Source organism: Aquincola tertiaricarbonis (genome assembly GCF_023573145.1).
Taxonomy (GTDB): Bacteria; Pseudomonadota; Gammaproteobacteria; order Burkholderiales; family Burkholderiaceae_C; genus Aquincola; species Aquincola tertiaricarbonis_B.
In genome coordinates this window covers 2173294-2196729 of sequence record NZ_CP097635.1, presented here as the reverse complement: position 1 = coordinate 2196729, position 23436 = coordinate 2173294, and the positions used below count along the sequence as shown (strand labels likewise).

Genomic DNA, 23436 nt, shown 5'->3' with positions numbered 1-23436 from the left:
GAGTACTGCGGCCTCACCTCATCCAGATCCGCAGGCGTAGTGGTCCGGAGTGATTAGGGCCCGCACTTACCCACCCTTAAGTCAAGAGCAACACACTCGCAACTGGCAGCAAGCCACTGCACAAACAACGGCACTAACGACGCTTCGAATCCGAACCAAGGGCATGCAGAACGCCCGCAAGCCCAGGGAAGGCGCGGGCGGACAATTTATCAAGTCGGACGTGAAAGACATTGTCAGTGGCCTTCGTGCTTAGTGCCGCCCAAACTCCTATGTTCAGCGCCTCAACACAGTAGCCGCAGGGAATTGCAACCAACCAAAATCGCCAAATTTCGTCCGCTGTAACAATGGGTGGTCTGGTTCGTATGGGCGACTATTAGCCCGCGATTCTTAACCCTGAAATCCCTGCGCCGGTACTGCCCGATTCGACATCGCCCCTACCCCAACGACCCCACCACATTCACCTCCCGCTGCTCCGGAATCTCGTTGTACGAGAGCACGTGCAGACCGGGCGCGAACAGGCGTGCATAACGGGCCAGCAGCGGGCGCACCTGGGGCATCACCAGCAGCATCGGGGTGGCGGCCTGTTGCTTCATCTGGTCGCGGGCGATGGGCATGTGGGTCTGCAGCTGGCTCAGCAGCTTGGGGTCCACCGGGTAGTTGTCCAGCGCCACCTTGGCGCCGCCGGCGCGGGCCTGGTTGAGGGCACCCAGCAGCAGGTTCTCCAACTCGCCGCTGAGGTTGAAAGCATTCATCGGCGCGCTGGGGCCCACCAGGCCGGTGACGATCTGGCGGCGCAGTGTGCAGCGCACCTCGGCCGCCAGCAGGATGGGGTCCTTGGTGGTCTCGGCGTTTTCCAGCAGCGTGGTGGCGATGGGCACGATGTCCTTCAGGCTCACGCCTTCGGCCAGCAGCACGCGGAACACCTTCAGCAGCTGGCTGTGGTTCAGCGCCTTTTCCAGCGCCGCGGCCAGCTTGGGCGCCTGGGCGGCCAGGCGCTCCATCAACGCGGGCACGTCTTCGTGGCGGATGATCTCGGGCAGGTGGTCACGCACCAGCTTGGCCACGTGGGTGGCCACCACGCTGGCCGGCTCCACCACCTGGTAGCCCAGGCCCAGCGCATGCGACTTGTCGTCGGGCAGGATCCAGGTCACCGGCAGGCCATAGGCAGGGTCGACGCCGGGCGCACCGTTGAGGTCGCCGAACACCTGCGGCCCAGGAATCGCCATCAACCGGTCGGCATGCACTTCGGCCTGGGCGATGGGCGTGCCGCTCAGCAGCACGCTGTACTGTGAAGGCTTGAGCGAGAGGTCATCGCGCAGGCCGATGGGCGGCAACAGCAGGCCCAGGCTTTCGCTCAAGGTCTGGCGAACGCCCTTCAGCCGCTTGGCCAGCGGCGCACCGTGGCCCTGGTCGATCAGGCCCACCAGCTTGTAGCCCACCGCAATGCCCAGCGGCTCCACGAAGGGCAGCGCCTGCCAGTCGATGTCGGCATTGCGCTCGGCCACCAGCGCCTGCTGGATGGCGGTGGTGTCGGCCGGCTTGGGCTTGTCGACCTGCTGGCTGAGCTTCCAGGCCGCGAAGGCCAGCACCGCCGCGAACGACAGGAAGGGCAGCCACGGCATGCCGGGGATGATGGCCAGCAACACCATCACGCCGGCCGCGCTGGCCAGCACCGCGGGCGAAGCCAGCAGCTGCGAAGCCACCTGCTGCTCCATGTCGCCGGCATCGCTGATGCGGGTGACGATGATGGCGGCCGCGGCCGACAGCAGCAGCGCCGGGATCTGCGCGACCAGGCCGTCGCCGATGGTCAGCAGCGCGTACTGGCGGAAGGCGTCGCCGAACGACAGGTCGTGCATCAACGCACCGATGGCCACGCCACCCAGCATGTTGATGATCAGGATCAGGATGCTGGCGATGGCGTCGCCGCGCACGAACTTGCTGGCGCCGTCCATCGCGCCGTAGAAGTCGGCCTCCATCGCCACGTCGCGGCGGCGTTCCTGGGCCTTTTCCTGGTTGATCAGGCCGGCGTTCAGGTCGGCGTCGATCGCCATCTGCTTGCCGGGCAGCGCATCCAGCGTGAAGCGGGCCGACACCTCGGAGATGCGCTCCGCACCCTTCGTGACGACCACGAAGTTCACGATCATCAGGATGATGAACACCACCAGGCCGACGACGAAGTTGCCGCCGATGACCACGTTGCCGAACGACTCGATCACCTGGCCGGCGGCGTGCGTGCCCTCATGGCCGTGCAGCAGCACCACGCGGGTAGAGGCCACGTTCAGGGCCAGCCGCATCAGCGTGGTGGTGAGGATGATGGTCGGGAAGACGCTGAAGTCCAGCGGCCGCTTGGAAGCGACGCTGACCAGGATGACGATGAGCGCCAGCACGATGTTGAACGTGAACAGCACGTCCAGCACGATGGGCGACAGCGGCAGGATGATCATGGCCAGCAAGGCCATGAGGAACAGCGGCGTGGCCACCTTGTGGCGGCGCATCTCCGCCACCATGCGTTGGATGAAGTTCATGCTTTCACCTCGCTCAAGCGCGCGGGGATTTCAAGATCGTCGGGAAGCACCGGCGCGGCCTTGCGCGTGCCGGCCTGGAAGGCGCGTATCTGCATCACGTAGCGCAGCACCAGGGCCACGGCCTTGTACAGCGGCGCCGGAATCTGCTGGTTGACCTGGCTGGTGTTGTAGATGGCGCGCGCCAGCGGCGGCAGCGGTACCACTTCCACGCCGCTTTCACGCGCCACCTGGCGGATGTACAGGGCCATCTCGTCCACGCCCTTGGCCACCAGGAACGGGGCCTCGGCCCGGTCTTCGTCGTACTTCAGCGCCACCGCATAGTGCTCGGGGTTGACGATCACCACGTCGGCCGTGGGCACCGTCTTGCGCACGCTGCGCTTGGAAATCTGCTGCTGGATCTGGCGGATGCGCTGGCGCACCTCGGGCCGGCCTTCGGCCGACTTGTGCTCTTCCTTCACTTCCTGCTTGGTCATGCGCTGCTGCTGGGTGAAGAGGAAGGTCTGCAGCGGCACGTCGATCACCGCGAAGAGGATGAACACCACCACCATCGCCATCACGCCGTCCAGCATCAGGCCGGCGCCGTGCACCAGGGCCTGGTCGAAGGTCTGCGACTGCAGCTGCAGGTAGGCCGCCACCGAAGTGGTGGACACATGCCACAGCACCGCGATCACCAGGCCGCACTTGAGCAGCGAGACCGCGAAGTCGGACCAGTGCTTGGCGCTGGCCAGCCGTCCGGCAAAGCTCAGCGGGTTGAGCCGGCTGCCCTTGGGCATCACGTTCTTGAAGCTCAACACCCAGCCGCCCGGGTACAGCGAGGCCAGCACCACCAGCAGCGGCACCACCGCCAGCGGCAGCACCATGCGACCGAACAGCAGCGCCACCTCGTAGAACACATTGGACCAGGCGTTGTGCAGCGCACCCTGCCCTTCCAGCGGCACCAGGATCAGGCGGAACAGGCTGCGGAAGTCTTCCAGGTAGCCCGGCACCATCAGCACGAAGGCCTTGAGGCTGACCAGGATGCCCACCGCGGTGGCCCAGTCGCGCGAACGGGTGACCTGGCCCTCTTCCCGCGCCTTGCGTAGTTTCTGCGGTGAGGGCTTTTCGGTCTTGTCGCCGCTGCTGTTGTCGGACATGGCGCGTCCTTCAGCTGGCGCGCAGGCCGCGGTGGATCAGGTCCAGCACCTGCTGCGTCATGCGGATGTAGTGCTCGGGCACGAAGCGCACCACCTGCGTGAGCATGAACAGCCCGAACACGGTGACGATGGCAAAGCCCAGCGAGAAGAGGTTGAGCGCCGGCGCCACGCGGTTGAGCAGGCCGGCACCGAACTGCACCACCACGGTGGCGAAGATCACCGGCAGCGCCAGCAGCAGCGCGGCCGAGAACACCCAGGCCACCGCCAGCGGCAGGGTCTTGAATTCCAGCCCGGCCAGGCTCTGCCCCACGGGCCAGGCCTTGAAGCTGGCGCCCAGCACGCCGGTGATGACCAGGTGGCCGTCGATGGCGAAGAACACCAGGATGCACATCATGTACAGCAGGCTGGACACCACGTCCGACGACTGGCCGTTCATCGGGTCGTTCATCACCGCCATCGCCAGGCCCATCTGCGAAGAAGCGAGAAAGCCCAGCACCATGATGGCGCTCATGGTCAGGTGGAAGGCCAGGCCCAGCACGAAGCCGAAGACCAGCTGTTCCACCGTGGCCACGATGCCGTGCATCGAGAACGGGTCGATGGCCTCGGCCGGCTGGGCCATGGGCATCAGGATGACCGACAGCACCAGCGACAGCAGCACCCGCACCGTGACGGGCATCATGTTCTCGCCCAGCACCGGCGCCGCGCTCAGCAGCGCCATCGTGCGGCAGAACGGCCACCAGAAGGCGCCGAGCAGGCCCAGCAGCTGGTTGAAGACGGGCTCCATCGGGTGCAGACCTTCAACCGATGAGCGTGGCCGCGCGCTCGAAGATCGAGACGCAGAAGTCCATCAGCCGACCCACCATCCAGCGGCCCAGGAAGCCGATGGCCAGCATGGTGACCAGCAGCCGCGGCAGAAAGCTCAGAGTCTGCTCGTTGATCTGGGTGGCGGCCTGGAACAGCGCGACCAGCAGGCCGACGACGAGGCCCGGCACCACCAGCAGCGTCACCAGCACGGTGGTGAGCTGAAGCGACTCGCTGACCAGATCGACCGCAACTTCAGGGGTGATCATGCGTGCGCCCTCAGTAGGCCTGGATCGAGGTGACGAGGGTGTTGACGGTCAGCGTCCAGCCGTCCACCAGCACGAAGAGCAGCAGCTTCATCGGCAGCGAGATGACCAGCGGCGACAGCATCATCATGCCCATGGCCATCAGCACCGACGACACCACCATGTCGATCACCAGGAAGGGGATGAACAGCATGCAGCCGATCTGGAAGGCCGTCTTCAGCTCGCTGAGCACGAAGGCCGCCAGCTTGACGGTGAAGGCATGGTCCTCGGGTTTGGCGATGTCCTTTTCGCCGGCCAGGCGCGAGACCTGGGCCAGCGCGGTCTTGCTGGTCTGCGCCAGCATGAAGCGCGAAACCGGCGCTTCGGCGGCCTTGAGCGCCTCGGTCAGCGTGAGCTTGTCGGCGTCGTAGGGCACGAAGGCGTTGGTCCACACCTGTTCGCCCACCGGCCGCATCACCAGCATGGTGAGGATGAGCGCAATGCCGGTGATGATGCGGTTGGGCAGGCCCTGCTGCAGGCCCAGGGCCTGGCGCAGCAGCGACAGCACGATGACGAAGCGGGTGAAGCTGGTCATCATCAGCACCAGCGAGGGCAGCAGCCCCAGCAGCGTCATGATGATGAGCACCTGCGTCTTCACCGTGAAGTCGGTGGAGACGCCGCCGGTGCTGGTGCCGAAGATCGGAATGCCTTCGGCCGCCTGCGCCGGGCCGGCTGCCCAAGCCAGCGCGAGCAAGGCTGCGCCAGCGGCGGTTGCGCGAACCGCGCGTTGCATGTTCATTGCCGGGTCAGTGTTCCAGCGAATCGAGGTCCAGGCCGGCCAGCTCCACGACCTTGAGGCCGTACTTCTCGCCGGCCACCACCACCTCGGCGCGGCCCACGGGGGTGCCGTTGACCTTGATGATCAGCGGCTCGCCGGCCAGGGTATCCAGCGGCACCACGCTGTCGGTCTGGATGTCCATCAGCTCCTGCAGCGAGACGCGGGCCGAGCCCACTTCCAGCGTCAGCGTCACCGGGATCTTGCGCATCATCTGCGGGATGTTGCGGCGCGGACGGGCCGGTGCAGCAGGCGCCGCCAGATCGGCATCGTCCAGGCCTTCCGGCACGCCGGCCAGCAGGTCGTCGAGGGCGCTCTTGTTGTCAGTCATGTCCATGGGGTCAGTCCACATCGGCAAAAGAGGTCAGGCACAGCTTGCCCTGGTGTTCGGCCACCGTGGCGGTGAAGAGCCGCGAGTCGTCGATGAGCACGTCGGTCGTGCCCAGGCTGATGGGGATCACGTCGCCCACCTGCAGGTCGGCCAGCTGGCCGAGCGGAATGTCCTTCTGCAGCAGCCGGGCCACCAGCGTCAGCGCCAGGCGGGTGGGCAGCGGCGCGGCCTGTTCCAGCTGCTCGCCGGCCTTGGCCCGCAGCGGCGTCAGCTGGTGCCACACGCGGTTCATCCAGCCGTCACTCACGGCCAGGCAGATGCTGCCGCGGCTGTTGTGCGCATGCTCGACGATGCGCGCTTCCATCAGCCAGCTGCCGCGGGCGGGCGGCAGGCGGCCGACCGGCTTGAACAGCGGCAGGCGTTGCGGCAGCGGGCTGCCGACGCCGGCCTCGATGCGGCCGGCCAGCAGCTCGACGAACTGCTGACCCAGCAGCGCGGCCAGGCGTTCTTCGGTGGCGGTCTCGCGCGGGGCTTCGCCGGGCGGGTCCACCGGCGGCGTGCGCAGGCCGTAGCGATAGGCCAGCACGCTCATCAGCACGCTGCGTTCGATGGTGCAGGCGATGTCGCCGGTGGCGGCGCCGAAGCTCAGCCAGGCGGCATCGGGAGCACGGGTGTCCAGGCGGCGCATGGCCACCTGCTCCACCTCGAAGCGGGCGCGGTAACGCACGTTCAGGCGCAGGCGCAGCAGCTCGGCAAGGTCTTCGCGGACCTGCTTGGAAATGCGTGCCAGCAGGTGCACCGGTCGGCCGAGCGTGCCGGCGTCCAGCACCATGGGCGGCTCCGTACGGCTGGGGGAGATGGTGTCGGTCATGGGCGGGCCAGGGGCGGTTTGTCCGGCTGATTCTAGAAATCGGCCCTGCGGCTGAACGCCCGATATGGCGGGGAAAAGCGGCCGACCTGTGCGCACTGCGGCCCCCGGCGGGTACGGCGCCGCGAGTATCTAAAACGCCGCGCCATATAGGGGTGATATGGCATTCTGATTAATGGCGAAGCGGCGCGCATTTATGACGCCAATATGTCAGCCAACCACAGGATCTGAGCGGCTGACACCGTTGGTAACACCTGCGCCGCAGGGCCGCCGATGCAGTGCAATCGGTCACGCGTTGCACTGCAACATCGGCAGCGCCGGTTGTGCGCGCCGCGGACCGGCCGCAAGATCGGCACCACTCAGGGCACACCCGCACGAAAGTCGGGGTCGCAAAGCTTCCGGTCTGCCCCCTGGCACTGCCACCAGGGAACGACAGCGGGGCCGCCAGACGGGACCTGCCGCCGCCTTGCCAGGCGCGCGGTGCCGGCCCGGCCCATCACCGGGCCGCGCCAGCCACCCGGCTGTCCGTACCGTGCGCCGCACGGTCCCGGAGACCTGCTGTCATGCCGCGCGTGCGCTGGGCCCCAGAGCCCCGTCCACCCTCTTGCACGCGCCGCCATGCCCACCGCCGCCAGCCCGTCGCCCGCCCCGCCTAAGGCCGCAAAAGCCGGGTTGTTCGGCCGCTTCTCGGGTTTGCCCAGGGGTGCTCATGTTCGTAACATTTGGCCCAGACGACATGGCCTTGTTTTCGTGTCGCCCCCCCCCGCCAAAACCAGCAGAAAGCCCTGGATGAAGCAGTTCCCGGTCATCGAGATAACTCGCCGCAAATCCCTGCGGACGGGCATTGCCAAAACCCCCGGCAAATCCCGCCAAAGGCCCGCCGCCTCAAGTCGAGCGCCTGGGGGCCGATAGCGCAGGAGATCCCCTTACCTGAACCGTTACGCCAACCCGCCGGCCGCGGCGAGTTGAGCCGCTGCATGGCCTGAACCGGGCCGGCAGCAGGCGCCCACAAGAACCGCACGAGGAATCCACCCATGTCTTCCGCACTGCTCTCGATCCAGGCCGACCTGGCCCGCATCGCCGGCGATGTCGAGCGGCTGACGCCGACCGCGCCGATCCAGCCCGCCGCCACTTTCGACGACGGCCTGGGCACCCCCTCCGGCTCACAGGGCGACGGTTTTGTCGCCGGCTTTAAGCAGGTGCTGCTGTCGGTGGATGCCAAGGACAAGGCGGCTGCGGAAAAAGTGGCCGACGTGGATGCCGGCCGCAGCGACGACCTGGTGGGCGCGATGTTGTCCAGCCAGCAGGCCAGCCTGTCGTTCTCGATGCTCATGCAGGTGCGCAACAAGGTCGCCGGTGCCTTCGACGAGCTGATCAAGCTGCAGCTGTAGCCCCCGGCTGCCGCCCGCTGACCGCATTACCCGACGTATCCCGCCGTGATCTCCACGCTCAAGCCCGCCCTCTCCCGCCTGCGCCCCGCTGGTGGCCTGCCGCCCGGCCTCGTCAAAAGCCTGGGTCCCATCATCACGCTGGCCGTGGGCGTCACCCTCGCGGTGCTGATGTTCCTGTGGCGCGACCAGTCGGGCTACAAGGCCGTGTTCGGCGCCCGCGAGAAAGTGCCCGCCGCCGAGATGATGGCCGTGCTGGACGCCGAAGGCGTGCGCTACCGCGTGCATCCCGACAGCGGCCAGGTGCTGGTGCCCGAGGCCCAGCTGGGCAAGGTGCGCATGCTGCTGGCCGCCAAGGGTGTGACGGCCAAGCTGCCCAGCGGCCTGGAGCTGATGGACAAGAACGACCCGCTGGGGGTCAGCCAGTTCGTGCAGGACGTGCGCTTTCGCCGCGGCCTGGAAGGTGAGCTGGCGCAAAGCATCATGACCTTCGATGCGGTGGACTCGGCCCGGGTGCACCTGTCAATCGCCAAGTCGTCGTCGTTCGTGGTGAGCGATGGCGAGAAGAGCTCGGCTTCGGTGATGGTGCAGCTCAAGCCCGGCCGCACCCTCAGCCATGAACAGATCGCCGCCGCCATCAACCTGGTGGCCGGCAGCGTGGCCAGCCTGGAACCCAGCCGCGTGAGTCTGGTGGACCAGGCCGGCAACCTGCTGTCGGCCCGCATCGACCTGGCCGACGCGATGGACGGCACCGCCCAGGTGAGCGACGCCGCCAAGCGCTACACCGAAGAAGCCCGCCGCAACGTGCGCGACCTGCTGTCGCCGGTGCTGGGCGAGGACAACTACAAGACCAGCGTCACCGCCCAGGTGGACAACGACCGGGTGCAGGAAACGCACGAGACCTATGGCGCCACGCCCAAGGTGACCAACGAGGCGATGCGCCAGGAGATGGACCGCGACGGCGTGGCCGTGGGCGTGCCCGGCTCGCTGAGCAACCGCCCGGTGGCGGTGGCCGCCTCGCAGCCGGCCGACGCCGGCACCGCGAGCAAGAACGCCACCACCCGCCAGTACGCCTACGACCGCAACATCACCCAGATCAAGCGCAGCCGCGGCCGCCTGGCCAAGCTGAACGTCGCGGTGGTGCTCAACGCCTCGGCCGCGCCCAGCGGCAAGGGCAGCTGGACCAACGAGGAAATCGCCGGCGTCGAGAAGATGCTGCGCAGCGGCCTGGGCATCAGCAACGAGCGCGGCGACACGCTGGTCGTTTCGGCCATGCCCTTCCCGGCCCGGCCAGCGCCCGAGCCCTGGTGGCAGCAGCGCGACAACATCGTCGACATCACCGGCTACGTGGGCTACGCCGTGGCCGCGCTGCTGGGCTTCCTGCTGATCGTGCGGCCGCTGATGAAGCTGATGCAGAACCGCTACGGCGCTTCCAGCGTCACACCGCTGACCCCGATCCCGCCGGCGCCGCAGGCCGCCACCATCGACCGCCCGTCCGCACTGGGTTCCAACCCCGCCGTGGCCGCGCTGCCCAAGCCGGGCGCCGACGCGGTGCTGCCGGGCGCGGCGCAGATCGCCGCCACCGCCGCCGCGATGGCCGCCGCCGGTGCGCAGCCGGGCGACATGTCGGTGCGGCCGCTGCTGGAGAACTACGACCTGCCGCCCCCGGGCTCGCCGGTGGACGTGCTGGTCGATCACCTGAAGGTCCTGGCCGGCAAGGAGCCGGAACGGGTCGCCGAAGTCGTCAAACAGTGGGTGCAGAAGAATGAGCGAGCAGAGCAACCAGCTTGAAGGCGCCGGGCTGAGCCCGGTGGAGCAGGCCGCGATCGTGCTGCTGAGCATGGGTGAAGAGCCGGCTGCGGCCGTGCTGCGCTGTCTGTCGCGCGAAGAGCTGCTGGAGGTCACCCAGGTGATGTCGCGCATGAGCGGCATCAAGGTCGAATCGGTGAAGACCTCGATCCAGCACTTCTTCGAGGACTACCGCGAGCAGAGCGGCGTGCACGGTGCCTCGCGCAGCTACCTGCAGCGCTCGCTGGACCTGGCGCTGGGCCGCGAGATTGCGAGCAGCGTGCTCAACAGCATCTACGGCGATGCCATCCGCCCCAAGATGGCCCGCCTGCAATGGGCCACGCCCAAGTGGCTGGCCGACCAGATCGCCAACGAGCATGTGCGCATGCAGGCCGTGTTCCTGGCCTTCCTGCCGAGCGCGATGGCTGGCGGCGTGATCGATGCGCTGCCTGCCGAAGGCCGCGACCTGGTGCTGCTGAACGTGGCGCGGCTCAAGGAGATCGACCGCGAGCTGCTGGCCGAGCTGGACCTGCTGGTGGACCGCTGCCTGGACACGCTGAGCACGCAGAGCACCAGCGTGGAAGGCATCCGCCAGGCCGCCGAGATCCTGAACCGCCTGCCCGGCAACCGCCAGCAGATGGTGGAGCTGCTGCGCGCGCACGACCCCGAGGTGATGCAGGAGCTGGAGATCAGCATGTACGACTTCGGCGTGCTGGGCCGCCAGAGCGAGCCCAACCTGCTCAAGATCATCGAGGCCGTGCCGTTGGAGCAGTGGGCCATCGCCCTCAAGGGCGCCGAGCAGGCCGTGCGCGACGCCATCCTGCAGACCATGCCCAAGCGGCAGGCGCAGGCCTTCGAGGACACGATGCGCCGCAGCGGCCCGGTGCCGCTGTCGCGCGTGGAACAGACGCGCCAGGAAATCATGGCGCAGGTCAAGCAGCTGGTGGACGACGGCGAGATCGAGATCCAGCTGTTCGCCGAAGCGACGGTGGAGTGAGCATGAACGCTCACACCCGCGCCCACCGACTCAAACGCAGCACCGTGCCGGTGCGGGGGCTGGCCGCATGATCAGACCGCACCGCTTTCCTCCGTTGTCCAAGGTCAACGTGGCCAAGGCTTTGGGCGACGCCCATGGCCTGCCGCCCGAAGCCCAGGCTTCGCTGGCCGACGGCTTCCAGCATGGCCAGCAGCTGGGCTACCGCGAAGGCTACGACCAGGGCCTGCAGCGTGGCCGCGAAGATGGCCAGGCCATCGGCCGCGACGAAGGCCGCCGCATCGGCGTGCAGGAAGGCCGCCGTGAGGCCGCCGCCCGCTTCGACAAGCTGGCCGGCCCGATCGATGCGGTGCTGGCCGCGCTGCAACAGGCGCAGGCCGACTACCAGACGGCAATGCGCGAGGAAGTGGTGGACCTGGTGGCCCGCGTGGCGCGGCAGGTGATCCGCTGCGAGCTGGCGCTGCAGCCGGCGCAGCTGCTGCACCTGGTGGACGAAACCCTGGCCACCATGCCGCCGCCGCACGACAACGTGCAGGTGCACCTGAATCCCGAGGACCTGCAGCGCATCCGCGACGTGGACCCGGCGCGTGCCGCCCGCTGGACGCTGGTGGCCGATGCCCAGCTGGACGCCGGCGAATGCCGCGTGCGCGCAGGCCGCCGCGAGGCCGACGCCGGCTGCCGCCAGCGCCTGGCCGCCTGCATGGACCAGGTGCGCTCGCAACTCATCGACAACCCGGCGCCGGCCGATGCCGCCGCGCCGGTGGCCGCCGAGGCGCCCGTGGCAGCGCCCCCGGCAGCGCCCGCACGCGCCCCCGTGGCCCCGGCCGCCCCGGTGGTCGAAGCCGCCGCGCCTGCGCCGCAGCCCGAGCCCGCCGCAGCGGCGCCGGCAGCCCCGCAGGCCGAAGCTGAAGCGGCCCCTGCCCCCGCCCCGGCCGCGCCGCGCAAGAAGGCCGCCACGGCCGAAGCGGCCGAGCCTGCGCCGGTGGCCAAGCCGGCCGCGAAGTCGGCCGCCAAAGCGGCCGACAAGGCCGAGGCCAAGGTGGCGGCCGAGAAGCCCGCCAAGGCAGACAAGCCGGCCGCCAAGACCGCACCCGCTGCGCGCCGCAAGGCCGCGGCCACGGAGGTGGTGGCGTGATCGGTTCCGCGCTTCGGCAGATCCAGCTCGGCAGCGTGCCGGTGGCCACGCCCACGGGGCGGCTGGTCGGCGCTTCCGGCCTGCTGCTGGAAAGCGTGGGCTGCGCACTGCGCATCGGCCAGCGCTGCAGCATCGAAACCGGCACCGGCGGTTGGATCGATGCGCAGGTGATCGGCTTCCGCGAAGACGTCTCGTATTTGATGCCCTTCAAGCAGCCCGAAGGCCTGTGCACCGGCGCCCGCGTGCTGCCGCAACCCGACCAGAGCGCGCTGCAGATCGGCCCGCAATGGCTGGGCCGCATCGTCAACGGCCTGGGTGAGCCGGTGGACGGCGGGGGCCGCCTGGGCGGCGACCATGTGCTGGAAACGCAGCCGCCGCGCGTCAACCCGCTGAAAAAGCGCCCGGTGGACGAACCGCTGGACGTGGGCGTGCGCGCCATCAACGGCATGCTGACGCTGGGCAAGGGCCAGCGCGTGGGCCTGATGGCCGGCAGCGGCGTCGGCAAGAGCGTGCTGCTGGGCCTGATCACCCGCCAGACCGTGGCGGACGTGGTGGTGGTGGGCCTGATCGGTGAACGCGGCCGCGAAGTGCGCGAGTTCATCGACCTGTCGCTGGGCGAAGCCGGCCTGGCTCGCGCCGTGGTGGTGGTGGCCCCGGCCGACGAATCGCCGCTGATGCGGGTGCGTGCCACCGAGCTGTGCCACGCCATCGCCGCCCACTTCCGCGACCAGGGCCAGGACGTGCTGCTGCTGGTCGACTCGCTCACCCGCTATGCGATGGCCCGCCGCGAAGTGGCGCTGGCCCTGGGTGAGCCGCCGGCCACCCGCGGCTACCCGCCCAGCGTGTTCAGCATGCTGCCGCAACTGGTGGAAAGCGCCGGCAATGGCGAAAACGCCGCCGGCAGCATGAGCGCCATCTACACCGTGCTGGCCGAAGGCGACGACCAGCAGGACCCGGTGGTGGACACCGCCCGCGCCATCCTCGACGGCCACATCGTGCTGTCGCGCGAGCTGGCCGAGCGCGGCCACTACCCGGCCATCGACATCGCGCAGTCCATCAGCCGCTGCATGGCGCTGGTGACCACGCATGAGCACCAGCTGGCCGCACGCACGCTCAAGGCCATGGTGGCCCGCCATGCGCAGGTGCGCGACCTGCTGCCGCTGGGCGCCTACGTGCCCGGCGCCGACCCGGTGACCCACAAGGCCGTCAACACCTGGCCGCGCATCGAGCAGTTCCTGCACCAGGGCGTGCGCGAAGCCGCGCCGCTGGCGGCCAGCGTGACCCAACTGGCGGAGGTGGTGGCATGAGTTCGAAGCCGATTCCGCTGGACCGCCTGGTGGCGCTGCGCGAAAAGGAAGTCGACCGCCTGAGCGCCGACTTTGCCGCGCGCGAAGCCATGCGCCAGCGCTACCTGGACAACCTGGCCCGCATGCGCAGCCTGTGCGAAGACACCAGCGCCGGCCTGGCCGCAGGCAAGGCCGCCGGTGTGCTGGCGCTGAACAACGGTGCCTACAAGCAGACGCTGCTGGCCATGGTCGATGCGCATGCGCAGGACCTGGCCGCGCACGAAGCCCAGATGGACGTCGCCCGCCAGGCGCTGCACCAGGCCGCCCGCGGCCACGAGGTGCTGCGCCAGGTGGCCGAGAAGCAGTCGCTGGCGCTGCTGCGCGCGCAGGGCGTGCGTGAGCAGAAGGTCAACGACGACCTGGCTTCCCAGGTGTGGCTGCGGGGGCGTGCCTCGTGATCGCCCCTTCGTCCCTTTCAGCGCCTTCAGCCGTCGGCGCCGCCGGTCGCCTTGACATGGCAACCACTCTGCCTTTCAGGAGCACTCCGTGACGACCACCAGCCTCGACCCCGCAAGCACCGCCCAGCAACTGGCCACGGCGTACACCACCAATGCGCAGGCGCTGCTGACCACCAAGACCAAGGAGGCGCAGGCCACCTCCACGGCGCTGACCAAGATGCGCTCGGCGCTCACCACCTTCGACAGTGCCATCGCCAGCCTGTCGGCCAAGAAGAGCGTCATCAAGTTTGCGGCCACCTTCAGCAGCACGGCCAACGGCACGGCCACCGCGTCGGCCACGGCGCAGCCGGGCAGCTACTCCTTCTTCGTCGAGAAGCTGGCCAGCACCCACCAGGTGGCGTTTGCCAACATGGCCGATGCGGCCGAGACCGGCACGCTGGGCCTGTCGCTGGCCGATGGCACCAGCTTCAGCGTCAACTTCTCCGGCGCCGATGCAGACAGCAACGGCCAGCTGTCGCCGGCCGAGATGGCCCGTGCGATCAACAACACCGCCGGCAACGCCGGCAGCGTGGTGGCCAGCGTCATCACCAGCGGCGGCTCCACCCAGCTGGTGCTGTCGTCGGGCAAGTCCGGCGCGGGCGGTGCGGTGTCGCTTGACACCAGCGGCCTGACCGACGCCACCCTCAAGACCAAGCTGGCCGGCGGCAACACGCTGGTGGCAGCGCAGGACGCCGTGGTGTGGCTGGGCGACCAGACGACCGGCGTACGCATGCAGCAGTCGTCCAACACCTTCACCGCGGTGCAGGGCGTGACCATCAACTTCACCAAGGCCATGGCCACCGGCGAAGCCCCGGTGACGCTGACCGTGACCAACGACAGCAGCGGCACCGCCAGCAACGTGCGCAGCTTCGTGGATGCCTACAACGCGCTGCGCAGCACGCTGGCCGACCTGACCAAGACGGCCAACAAGGACACCGGCGCGGCCGCCGGCGCCTTTGCCAGCGATGCCAGCGTGCGCTCGATGATCAGTCGCCTGGGCAACATGGTGCGCCAGGAAGTGGGCGGCATGAAGCTGGCCGACTACGGCATCACGCTGGACCGCAGCGGCCAGATGCAGCTGGACGCCACCAAGCTGGAAAAGGCCCTGGCCGCCAAGCCCACGGGCCTGGACACCCTCTTCGGCAGCTCCAGCGCCACCGCACCCAGCGGCATCTTCGGCGCCATCGACAAGTACCTCGAGCAGTGGACCAACAGCGCCAACGGCCAGATCAAGGCCCGGCAGGACTCGGTGGCGCTGACGCAGAAATCGCTCACGTCGCGCCAGACGCGGCTCGATACCCAGTACGACAACCTCTACCAGCGCTACCTCGCCCAGTTCACCAAGCTGCAGACGCTGCAGCAGAGCATGAGCGAGACCACCAACCTGTTCACCTCACTGTCGAGTTGACACCCATGAACCTGAACCAAGACGGCTATCGCAGCTACCACGCGGTGAACCTGGGCGCGCAGACCGCGCAGGCTTCGCCGGTGCAACTGGTGCTCATCCTCACCGATGGCCTGCTGGAAGAACTGGCCCGCGCCCGCGCCCACGTGCTGGCGCGCCGCTACGAGCTCAAGGCCCGCAGCCTGGACAAGTGCATTGACATCCTGCACGGCCTGGCCAGCTCGCTCGACTTCGACAACGGCGGCGAAATCGTGCACAACCTCGACCGCCTGTACGACTACTGCGCCGACCGGCTGTACCACGCCGGCACGCAGCTCGACCCGGCCATCATCGACGAGGTCTCGGGCCTGCTCACCACCCTCAAGCAAGGCTGGCTGGGCCTGCAGGCGCGCCATGGATAGGAAGGCTGCCCTGCTCGCCTGGCGCCAGCGGCTGGAAACCGCGCTGCGCGACGACGACTGGTCCGCGATGGAACAGGCCGACCGTGATGTGGCCGCCGGCCTGCCGCCACTGGCCGCCGCCGGCCCATGGTCGGCCGCGGAACGCCAGGCGCTGCAACAGCTGCGGGCCTGCCACGCGCTGGCCAGCAGCCGCTGTAACGCCGCCGTGGCCACGCTGGCACAGCAGCTGGACGGCATGCGCCAACAACGTGACGGCTGGCTGGCGTATGCCGGCGGCCAGGCCTGGGAAACCGCATGAACCTGCCCACCACCAACGCGCTCGACGCCGCTCTGCCTGCGGCCGCCGCATCAGCCACACCCACCGCTGTTGCACCAGCGATCGCACCGGCCAGTCAGCCGGCCGTGGCAGCTGCGGCCGATGCGCCGGCCCGCCCGGCCGCCGACGGCAGCAACGCGCCCGCCGCCGATGCGGCCCAAGGACAGGCCGGCGCCTTCCAGGCGCTGCTGGCCAGCCTGGGTCTGCTGCCCACCATCGACGCTGCGCCGCAGGAAGCCGATGCCACCGGTGACGACACCAGCGCCGAGCCTGCCGCCACCGCGGACACCACCGCAGCGCCCGTGGCCGCCGTGGGTGACGCCGCCGTGCAGCCCGCCGCTGAACTGACGCCCGCCTGGCGCAACGACGCCGCGATGCTGATGGCCAGCCTGCCGATGACGGCGGTGACGCCGGTCGGCCTGCCCGCTGCCGCCGCCACGCCGGACGCCCAAGCCGCAGCCGCCAGCGGCGACCGCACCGCGGCTGGCCTGTCCGCCATCGGCGGCCTCGCCGGCATGCCTGCCGCCGAGGCCCTCTCGCGCAACGGCCGCCTGGCCACACAGGCCACACCAGGCGCCGCCCAGGCTGCGGGCACCGCCCTGCCCCAGGGTCACGCTGCGGCACTGGCTGGCGCTCACCCCGCCGCCAGCGCCGACGCGGGCGCGTCCGTGGCCGCCGGGGCCGGCCGGGCCGAGGGCGCTGCTGCAGCCGCCTCCACCGCCGCACTGCGCGAGCCCGCGCCCGCCAGCCCGGCCGAGCGCAGCGCACCAGCCCAGCCGCTGCGCCGCGACGAGGTGGCCGCGCTGGTCACCACGCCCGGCACCGACACCGGCGCAGCGCCGGTCCACGCCACCGAATCGGCCAGTGCCGTGGCCAGCACCGCCCGTGCGGTGCCGGCCCATGGACCGGCCCTGCTGCAGGCCCTGGGCGAGCGGCTGCAGGTGCAGATCGCCCAGCGCAGCGAGCATGCGGTCATCCGCCTGGACCCCCAGGCCATGGGCAGCGTGGAGATCGTGCTGCGCCACGAGGCCGGCGCGCTGCAGGTGCAGCTCAGCGCCAGCCACCCCGATGTGCAGCGCCAGCTGCAAAGCATCAGCGATGCACTGCGGCAGGACTTGTCGCAGCGCCAGTACACCGACGTCTCGGTCAACGTGGCGGCGCAGCCCGGCGATGCCGACGGCCGCCGGCGCCAGGGTGGCCAGCCGCAGGCGGAAGAGCGCCCCGGCCGTGCACTGGCCGAAGCCGAACGCGGCGCCAGCGGCAGCCCGTTCTCGATGGCATCCAGCCTGGAGTAACCCATGAAGAAACTGCACGTCCTGCTGATCGCCGGCGTGGCCTCGGTGCTGGTGCTGGGGGGCGGCGGTGCCGCCGCCTGGTGGTACCTGAAGCCCAAGGCCGCGCCTGTGGAAGAGGCGCCCAAGGTCGACAAGACCGTCTACAAGTACGTGAACCTGGACAAGGTGCTGGTGATGCTGCGCGGCCGTGAAGGCGAGCCGCTGTCGCACTACCTGGCGGTGGACATGGTGTTCAAGACGCCGGCCGAGCAGGAGAAGGTGCTCAAGGACCACCTGCCCCTGCTGCGCAGCGTGGCGGTGAAGGCGCTGTCGGCCCACACGCTGGAGACGGCCGGCAAGATGACCATCGACCAGTACACCGAAGAGCTGAACGCCGCCTTCGCGAAGAGCTATGAAGCCGAGCATCGCGAGATGCCCTTCAAGACCGCGATGATCGGCAAGCTCATCATCGAGTAGGCGGCCGATGAGCTACGTCGCCGCTTACGGTGAACAGGCCTGGGGTGCGCCGCCGGCCGCCGCGCTGCACGGCGCGCTGGACGAAGGCGCGCAGCTGATGGCCTATGCGCCGCTGGTCAAGCGCATCGTGCGCCAGCTCAATGCCCAGGTCACGGTGACCATGGGCCGCGACGACATGGAACAGGTGGGCCTGATGGGCCTGCTGGACGCGCTGCGCCGCTACGGCCCGCCCGACGAGAAGTTCGGCAGCTATGCCGCCATGCGGGTGCGCGGCGCCATCCTCGACGAGCTGCGCCGCCAGGACTGGCGGCCGCGCGGCGTGCGCCAGGACAGCCACAAGATCCGCGACGGCGTGCGCGCACTGACGCGCCAGCTGGGCCGCGAGCCCAGCGACGCCGAGGTGATCAAGGCCCTGGGCCTGACCGCCGAGCAGTGGCACGAGCACCAGCTGGACGAGAACGCCGAGGCGCTGTCCAGCTTCGACGAGCTGGTCTCCGAGCTGAGCCTGGTGCCCAGCGACCAGCAGTCGCCCGAAGAACAGTACGTGGTGCGCCGCAGCCTGGAGCAGGCGCTGCGCGCGCTGGACGTGCGCGAGCAGCGCGTCATCCAGCTGTACTACGAGTTCGAGCTCAGCCTGAAGGAAATCGCCGCGGTGCTCGACGTCACCGAGGCGCGTGTCTGCCAGATCAACAAGGGCGCGCTCAAGAAGATGAAAAGCTTCCTGCAGCCCGCCTGACCCCCGCATTACCCGAGTATTCCCATGCAATCGATCATCGGCATCGTCATCATCCTGGGCTGCGTCTTCGGCGCCTTCGTGTTCCACGGCGGTGCGCTGTCGATGATCTGGCAGCCGGTGGAGCTGGTCATCATCGTCGGCGCCGGCGCCGGCGCCCTGGTGCTGGGCAACCCCGGCCACGTGCTGTCGGAGCTGTGGCTGCAGGTGCGCAAGGTGATGCTGCGCAAGAAGCCGGGCGAAGACTTCCAGCGCCAGCTGCTGCTGCTGATGTACGAGCTGCTGCAGACCGCCGCCGGCGGCCTGAAGGCGCTGGACGCCCACGTCGAAGCGCCGCATGAAAGCGCTCTTTTCAAGCGTTATCCGCTGATCCTGGAAGAGCCGAAGCTGCTCCACTTCATCGTCGACAACTTCCGCCTGATGGCGATGGGCAAGATCAACGCACACGAGCTGGAGGGTGTCCTCGAACAGGAGATCGAGGCCATCCACGAGGAGCTGATGCAGCCGGCCAAGTCGCTCGCCAAGATCGGCGAGGCGATGCCCGGCTTCGGCATCCTTGCGGCCGTGCTGGGCATCGTGATGACGATGAACGTGGTGGCCGACGGCGCCGCCATCGGCGAGATCGCGGTGCGCGTGGGCGCGGCCATGGTGGGCACCTTCATCGGCATCTTCATGTGCTACGGCCTGCTCGACCCCATCAGCATGATGATGAAGCAGCTGGTGGCCGAGGAGATGCAGGCCCTGGAATCGGTCAAGGTGGTGCTGTGCACCCATGTGGCGGGCAAGCCGCCGCTGCTGGCCATCGACGCCGGCCGCCGCCTGGTGCAGCTGAACATCAAGCCCAGCTTCGCGGTGCTGGAAGGCTGGATCGACAAGATGCAGAACGCCGGCGACCCGGACGCCACACCGTCGCGCCGCGCGGGAGACAAGCGTGTCGAAGCCTGAAGGCAAGGGCAAGGCGCACCATGAAGAGACCGTCGTCAAGCGTGTCTCCGGCAAGGGCCACCATGACGACCATGGTGGCGCCTGGAAGGTGGCCTTCGCCGACTTCTGCCTGGCCCTGCTGTGCCTGTTCCTGGTGCTGTGGCTGATGGCCTCGCGCGAGCAGCAGGAAACCGCCGAGCAACTGCGCATGGCGCAGGGCGGCAGCCCGATGGAGGGCGGTGGCGGCGGGCGCATTCCCGGTGAGCCGGGCAATCCGCTGGGCAGCCTGATCTCGCGCGAGCCGGTGCCTTCGCACGGCGACGACGCACGCAACCGCGACGGCGCCGTCGGCGCCCGTGAGTCCGGTGAAGGCGCCGGCCCCACGCCCAAGCTGAGCAAGTCGCGCTACGAATCGGAAGCCGACATGGCCGAGCTGGCCCGCGTGATGGCCGAGGTGAGCCGCCGCGCCGGCCTGGAAGACAACCTGCAGGCGGTGGTCACGCCCTTCGGCCTGCGGGTGATGCTGCACGACACCGACCGTGAAGGCATGTTCAAGCGCGGCAGCGCCATTCCCACCGAGCGCTTCCGCGCACTGATGCAGGCCCTGGGCCCGCTGTTCGCGCAGATCGAGAACCAGCTGATGATCGTCGGCCACACCGACTCGCTGCCTTACGTGGAGAAGAGCCCGACGGCCTTTTCCAACTGGTCGCTCTCCAACAACCGCGCCGCCGCCGCACGCACCCACCTGCTGATGGGCGGCATGCCCGAGACCAGCGTGCTGCAGGTCACCGGCATGGCCGACCGCGCGCCGATGACGCCGGACAACCCGCGCGCCGACGTGAACCGCCGCATCGAGCTGATGGTGCTGACGCCGGACCAGGCCCGCACCGTCAGCGCCATGTACGGCATGCCCACGCGCAGCCAGTCGCTGGTGCCGGGCAGCCTGTCGGTGGTGCCGGCCAAGCCCGAGGCGGGCGTGGCCGCGCTGCGCACGCAACTGCTGGCCGGGCGCGACGCCGTGGCCACCCCGGTGGCGGGCGGCCGCTGACGACAACGGACGAACACGCCATGAGAACCTCTTCCAAGACGTCTTCCTCCCGCGGCGGGCCCGTGCGCAACGCCGCGGGCGGCGCCTCGGCCGCTGCCGGCAAGGTGGCCGCCGCCGCAGGCGTGGCCGCCGCGGGCGGCACCAGTGGGCTGGCCGGCATCCAGGCCGGCACGGCGCCGCAGGTGCTGCAGTCGGCGGTGCTGGGACCGGCGCTGGCGGCGATGGCCCAGATGCCCGAGATCGACCACGCCAAGGTGGCCGAGCTGCGCGATGCCATCGCCCGCGGCGACCTGCAATTCGACGCCGGCAAGCTGGCCGGCCTGATCCAGCGCTTTCACGGGGGCCGCGCATGACCAAGCGTTCCGACGTGCTGCGCGGCCTGGTGTCGGGCGTGCATGCCGACCATGCCGACTACCAGACGCTGCGCGGCCTGCTGGGCGAGCAGTTCCAGGCCGCCCTGCGCCATGACACCGCCGCCCTCACCCAGCTGGGTGAGCGCATCAGCGCGCTGGTGGCGGTGCTGGACGGCCGCCGCCGCGACCGCATGCGGGGCGTGGCGCTGCTGGGCATCCGCCCGCCGGCCACGATGGCGCAGGTGATCGCGCTGTTCGCGCCTGCGATGCGGGCCCCGCTGCAGCAGCTTTGGCAGGGACTGGAAGCCCTGGTGGTGGAGTGCAAGCGCCTCAACAGCCGCAACTGCCGGCTGCTGATGGAGCAGCACGCCCTGATGCAACGTGTACTGGCAGGGGAGGCCGACACCTATGTTCCGGCCTGACATCGCCCTGCTGGGCAGCACCGGTGCGGCCCAGCCCACCGCCCCCACGGCCCCCGCTGCGCCTTCGCTGCCAGGCGGCAGCGGCCGCTTCAGCCAGACCTTCAAGCAGCTGGACGGCGAGATCCGCGACTACATCGCCAACGGCTCGCGCGACAGCGGCGACGTGCCCGCGCTGAGCAGCGCCGCCCGCGCCTACCTGGCCCGCATGCAGGCCGGCCAAGGCAGCACGCAAACCCCGGCGACGGTGCTGGACGGCAGCGGCGCGCTGACCGACGCGCAGGCCGGCTCGCCCGAGCGTCAGGCCTTCCTGGGCCAGATCGCGCCCTGGGCCGAAGAAGCCTCGCAGCAGCTGGGCGTGGCCCCCGACATCCTGGCCGCGCATGCGGCGCTGGAATCGGGCTGGGGCCAGCGCCCGCTGCGCGCCGCCGACGGCAGCAGCACCCACAACCTGTTCGGCATCAAGGCCGGCAGCAGCTGGCGCGGCGGCAGCGCCGATGCGCTGACCACCGAATACGAAGACGGCGTGGCGCTGAAGAAGACCGAGCGCTTCCGCAGCTACCCCGATGCGGCCAGCGCCTTCCGCGACTTCGCGCAGCTGATGCAGACCAGCCCGCGCTACCAGGGCGCGCTGAACACCGGCACCGACGTGCGGGCCTATGCCGATGCGCTGGCCCGCGGCGGTTATGCCACCGACCCGAACTACGCCGACAAGCTGGTCAGCGTGGTCAACCGGCTGCGCAGCAAGTGAAGCGCCCTGCCCTGCCTCACGGCATGTCGGCCGGTTGCACCGTGCCGGTATCGACCACCCGCGCGCGGATGATCTTGCCGGTGTTGACGTTGCGCACCCGCACCACGTCGCCCTGGCGGCCGGGCTCCAGCGCCTCGCCGCTGGCGGTCACCTGGATGGGGCCGCTGCGCGCCTCGATCACCACCACCTCGCCGCGCTTGACCAGCACCGGCGCGGCGAGCAGCCGCTTCTGCAGCACCTGGCCGGGCCGCAAGGGCCGCATCGGTGCCTGGCCCGTGGCCTCGTCGATGCTGGACATCGGGTCGGGCACCGACGAGATGTCGCGCCGGTCCAGCGTCAGGTCGCTGGCCGCCAGCGGCTTGCCCGAAGGCACGGTGGCCGCGGCCACCACCACCTCGGCGCTGAGCGTGCCGCGCACCGTGAACACGGTGCGGCTGCCGTCCACGCCCGGGCAGCGGGCCGAAAAGCGCATGCGGCTGGCAAAACGGTTTTCCATCGTCTCGACCAGCGGCGCCTGGGCGCAGCGCGGCGCCTCCTTGGTGCCCACGGGCGAGACGCTCACTTCGATGTCCGGCGCCAGCAGTCCGTCGCGTTCGGCCTGCTGCTGCAGGGCTTCGCGGGCGGCTTCGGCCACCGCGGCTTCCATCGTGGGCACGGCGGCAGGTGCCGCGGCCACCGTGGCGGCATAGGCCAGCAACCCGGCGGACCCCCATTTTCTAGACAGGCAAAGGAGCAGCATGAGCATCGACTTCAAACAGGCGCTCGGCACGCATGCCAACACGCTGGCTTTGCGGGCAGAGCGCACCAAGATCCTGGCGTCCAACATCGCCAACGAGAGCACGCCCGGCTACCAGGCCCGCGACATCGACTTCGCGGCCACCCTGCGCCAGACGGAAGCCGGCGAGGACGCCGACGGCCTGTCATTAGACACCGAGGACCCGAAGTACCGCGTGCCCTTCCACCCCACCCAGGACGGCAACACCGTCGAGCTGGGCGTGGAGCAGGCGGCCTTCTCCCAGAACGCATCGGATTTCCAGACCAGCCTGACCTTCGTGAACATGAAGCTGCGCGGTCTGGCCAAGGCCATCGAAGGACGTTGAGATGACTTTCCGCAACATCGCCCAGATCGCAGGCTCCGCCATGTCGGCCCAGACCGTGCGGCTGAACACCATCGCCAGCAACCTGGCCAACGCGCAATCGGCCACCGGCTCCGAGACCGACACCTACAAGGCCCGCAAGCCGGTGTTCGCCGCCATCTCGCAAGGCGCGGGCGGCAGCTCGGTGCAGGTGCTGGACGTGGTGCAGAGCACCGAGCCGCTGCGCAAGTCCTACGAGCCCGACCACCCGCTGGCCAACGAGGAAGGCATGGTCTTCTACCCCAACGTGAGCCCGGTGGCCGAGATGACCGACATGATGTCCGCCTCGCGCGCCTTCGAGACCAACGTCGAGGTGCTGTCGCGCATCAAGGGCATGCAGCAGTCGCTGCTGAAGCTGGGCGAGGGCTGATGC

Annotated in this window: 27 protein-coding genes and 1 riboswitch; of the genes, 19 read left to right on the top strand and 8 right to left on the bottom strand. The window is 69.4% G+C overall.

The genetic code is table 11. The features are described from left to right. Nucleotides 1–434 precede the first annotated feature (434 nt). The 7 genes from MW290_RS10120 to MW290_RS10090 are packed head-to-tail and all read right to left on the bottom strand — an operon-like array spanning nt 435 to nt 6741. A complete protein-coding gene (locus MW290_RS10120; protein WP_250194540.1) occupies nt 435–2525 on the bottom strand; it encodes a flagellar biosynthesis protein FlhA in 2091 nt (696 codons plus the stop codon). After that, the gene (gene flhB, locus MW290_RS10115; protein ID WP_250194539.1) at nt 2522–3658 is read right to left on the bottom strand and encodes a flagellar type III secretion system protein FlhB; all 1137 of its coding nucleotides are present in this window, start codon (nt 3656–3658) and stop codon (nt 2522–2524) included. The genes MW290_RS10120 and flhB overlap by 4 nt, the downstream gene beginning before the upstream one ends. A 10-nt stretch (nt 3659–3668) precedes the next feature. Further along, the gene (gene fliR / locus MW290_RS10110; RefSeq protein WP_250194538.1) at nt 3669–4442 is read right to left on the bottom strand and encodes a flagellar biosynthetic protein FliR; all 774 of its coding nucleotides are present in this window, start codon (nt 4440–4442) and stop codon (nt 3669–3671) included. A 13-nt stretch (nt 4443–4455) separates the two neighbouring features. Further along, on the bottom strand, nt 4456–4728 hold the full coding sequence (fliQ, locus tag MW290_RS10105) for a flagellar biosynthesis protein FliQ (protein WP_310740070.1): 273 nt from the start codon (nt 4726–4728) through the stop codon (nt 4456–4458). 10 nt (nt 4729–4738) lie between these two features. After that, a complete protein-coding gene (fliP, locus tag MW290_RS10100) occupies nt 4739–5503 on the bottom strand; it encodes a flagellar type III secretion system pore protein FliP (RefSeq protein WP_250194537.1) in 765 nt (254 codons plus the stop codon). Between the two features lie 7 nt (nt 5504–5510). Then, a complete protein-coding gene (locus MW290_RS10095) occupies nt 5511–5876 on the bottom strand; it encodes a FliM/FliN family flagellar motor switch protein (RefSeq protein ID WP_250194536.1) in 366 nt (121 codons plus the stop codon). Nucleotides 5877–5880: 4 nt separating this feature from the next. Further along, nucleotides 5881–6741 carry a FliM/FliN family flagellar motor switch protein gene (locus MW290_RS10090; RefSeq protein WP_250194535.1) on the bottom strand — a complete coding sequence of 287 codons (861 nt, stop codon included), beginning with the start codon at nt 6739–6741 and terminating at the stop codon, nt 5881–5883. A 350-nt stretch (nt 6742–7091) separates the two neighbouring features. Continuing rightward, nucleotides 7092–7187: riboswitch (cyclic di-GMP riboswitch) on the top strand. Between the two features lie 585 nt (nt 7188–7772). Here MW290_RS10090 and fliE point away from each other — a divergent pair. The 17 genes from fliE to flgJ all read left to right on the top strand — a co-directional run bounded on the left by fliE (nt 7773) and on the right by flgJ (nt 21927). Beyond that, nucleotides 7773–8129, top strand: a complete 357-nt coding sequence (gene fliE / locus MW290_RS10085; protein ID WP_250194534.1) for a flagellar hook-basal body complex protein FliE — start codon at nt 7773–7775, stop codon at nt 8127–8129. 45 nt (nt 8130–8174) lie between these two features. Continuing rightward, nucleotides 8175–9917: a flagellar basal-body MS-ring/collar protein FliF gene (fliF, locus tag MW290_RS10080; RefSeq protein WP_250194533.1), complete on the top strand. Its 1743-nt coding sequence runs from the start codon at nt 8175–8177 to the stop codon at nt 9915–9917. Then, a complete protein-coding gene (locus tag MW290_RS10075) occupies nt 9892–10911 on the top strand; it encodes a flagellar motor switch protein FliG (protein WP_250194532.1) in 1020 nt (339 codons plus the stop codon). Before fliF ends, MW290_RS10075 begins: the two co-directional genes overlap by 26 nt. A 67-nt stretch (nt 10912–10978) precedes the next feature. Further along, on the top strand, nt 10979–12043 hold the full coding sequence (gene fliH, locus MW290_RS10070) for a flagellar assembly protein FliH (RefSeq protein WP_250194531.1): 1065 nt from the start codon (nt 10979–10981) through the stop codon (nt 12041–12043). Further along, complete coding sequence (fliI, locus tag MW290_RS10065) at nt 12040–13350, top strand: flagellar protein export ATPase FliI (RefSeq protein WP_250194530.1); 1311 nt, start codon at nt 12040–12042, stop codon at nt 13348–13350. The genes fliH and fliI overlap by 4 nt, the downstream gene beginning before the upstream one ends. Next, nucleotides 13347–13787 (top strand): flagellar export protein FliJ, encoded by a 441-nt coding sequence (gene fliJ / locus MW290_RS10060; protein ID WP_250194529.1) that lies wholly within the window; start codon nt 13347–13349, stop codon nt 13785–13787. The genes fliI and fliJ overlap by 4 nt, the downstream gene beginning before the upstream one ends. Nucleotides 13788–13875: 88 nt before the next feature. Then, the gene (fliD, locus tag MW290_RS10055) at nt 13876–15234 is read left to right on the top strand and encodes a flagellar filament capping protein FliD (protein WP_250194528.1); all 1359 of its coding nucleotides are present in this window, start codon (nt 13876–13878) and stop codon (nt 15232–15234) included. A gap of 5 nt (nt 15235–15239) precedes the next feature. Then, on the top strand, nt 15240–15632 hold the full coding sequence (gene fliS / locus MW290_RS10050; RefSeq protein ID WP_250194527.1) for a flagellar export chaperone FliS: 393 nt from the start codon (nt 15240–15242) through the stop codon (nt 15630–15632). Further along, on the top strand, nt 15625–15930 hold the full coding sequence (locus MW290_RS10045; RefSeq protein WP_250194526.1) for a hypothetical protein: 306 nt from the start codon (nt 15625–15627) through the stop codon (nt 15928–15930). Before fliS ends, MW290_RS10045 begins: the two co-directional genes overlap by 8 nt. Beyond that, nucleotides 15927–17243, top strand: a complete 1317-nt coding sequence (locus tag MW290_RS33125) for a flagellar hook-length control protein FliK (RefSeq protein ID WP_310740069.1) — start codon at nt 15927–15929, stop codon at nt 17241–17243. Before MW290_RS10045 ends, MW290_RS33125 begins: the two co-directional genes overlap by 4 nt. 3 nt (nt 17244–17246) lie before the next feature. Continuing rightward, nucleotides 17247–17699 carry a flagellar basal body-associated FliL family protein gene (locus tag MW290_RS10035; protein WP_250194524.1) on the top strand — a complete coding sequence of 151 codons (453 nt, stop codon included), beginning with the start codon at nt 17247–17249 and terminating at the stop codon, nt 17697–17699. Between the two features lie 7 nt (nt 17700–17706). Continuing rightward, the gene (gene fliA / locus MW290_RS10030) at nt 17707–18435 is read left to right on the top strand and encodes an RNA polymerase sigma factor FliA (RefSeq protein ID WP_250194523.1); all 729 of its coding nucleotides are present in this window, start codon (nt 17707–17709) and stop codon (nt 18433–18435) included. Nucleotides 18436–18459: 24 nt separating this feature from the next. Then, the gene (gene motA / locus MW290_RS10025; RefSeq protein ID WP_250194522.1) at nt 18460–19377 is read left to right on the top strand and encodes a flagellar motor stator protein MotA; all 918 of its coding nucleotides are present in this window, start codon (nt 18460–18462) and stop codon (nt 19375–19377) included. Continuing rightward, nucleotides 19364–20404, top strand: coding sequence for a flagellar motor protein MotB (locus MW290_RS10020; RefSeq protein WP_250194521.1), 1041 nt, complete (start codon nt 19364–19366; stop codon nt 20402–20404). Before motA ends, MW290_RS10020 begins: the two co-directional genes overlap by 14 nt. Before the next feature lie 20 nt (nt 20405–20424). Next, nucleotides 20425–20757: a flagellar biosynthesis anti-sigma factor FlgM gene (flgM, locus tag MW290_RS10015; protein WP_259373440.1), complete on the top strand. Its 333-nt coding sequence runs from the start codon at nt 20425–20427 to the stop codon at nt 20755–20757. Then, nucleotides 20754–21179 carry a flagellar export chaperone FlgN gene (gene flgN / locus MW290_RS10010; protein ID WP_250194520.1) on the top strand — a complete coding sequence of 142 codons (426 nt, stop codon included), beginning with the start codon at nt 20754–20756 and terminating at the stop codon, nt 21177–21179. Before flgM ends, flgN begins: the two co-directional genes overlap by 4 nt. Then, nucleotides 21166–21927, top strand: coding sequence for a flagellar assembly peptidoglycan hydrolase FlgJ (gene flgJ, locus MW290_RS10005; protein ID WP_250194519.1), 762 nt, complete (start codon nt 21166–21168; stop codon nt 21925–21927). The genes flgN and flgJ overlap by 14 nt, the downstream gene beginning before the upstream one ends. Nucleotides 21928–21943: 16 nt before the next feature. Here the strand turns inward: flgJ and flgA are convergent, their stop codons facing one another. Then, nucleotides 21944–22666, bottom strand: a complete 723-nt coding sequence (gene flgA / locus MW290_RS10000; RefSeq protein WP_250194518.1) for a flagellar basal body P-ring formation chaperone FlgA — start codon at nt 22664–22666, stop codon at nt 21944–21946. On the opposite strand from flgA, the gene flgB reads away from it, so the two are divergent. Together flgB and flgC are read left to right on the top strand one after the other, a co-directional pair. Then, nucleotides 22665–23027 (top strand): flagellar basal body rod protein FlgB, encoded by a 363-nt coding sequence (gene flgB / locus MW290_RS09995; protein ID WP_250194517.1) that lies wholly within the window; start codon nt 22665–22667, stop codon nt 23025–23027. The genes flgA and flgB overlap by 2 nt on opposite strands. Nucleotide 23028: 1 nt before the next feature. After that, entirely contained in the window at nt 23029–23433 is a 405-nt protein-coding gene (gene flgC, locus MW290_RS09990) for a flagellar basal body rod protein FlgC (RefSeq protein ID WP_250194516.1), read from the top strand. Nucleotides 23434–23436: the final 3 nt, after the last annotated feature.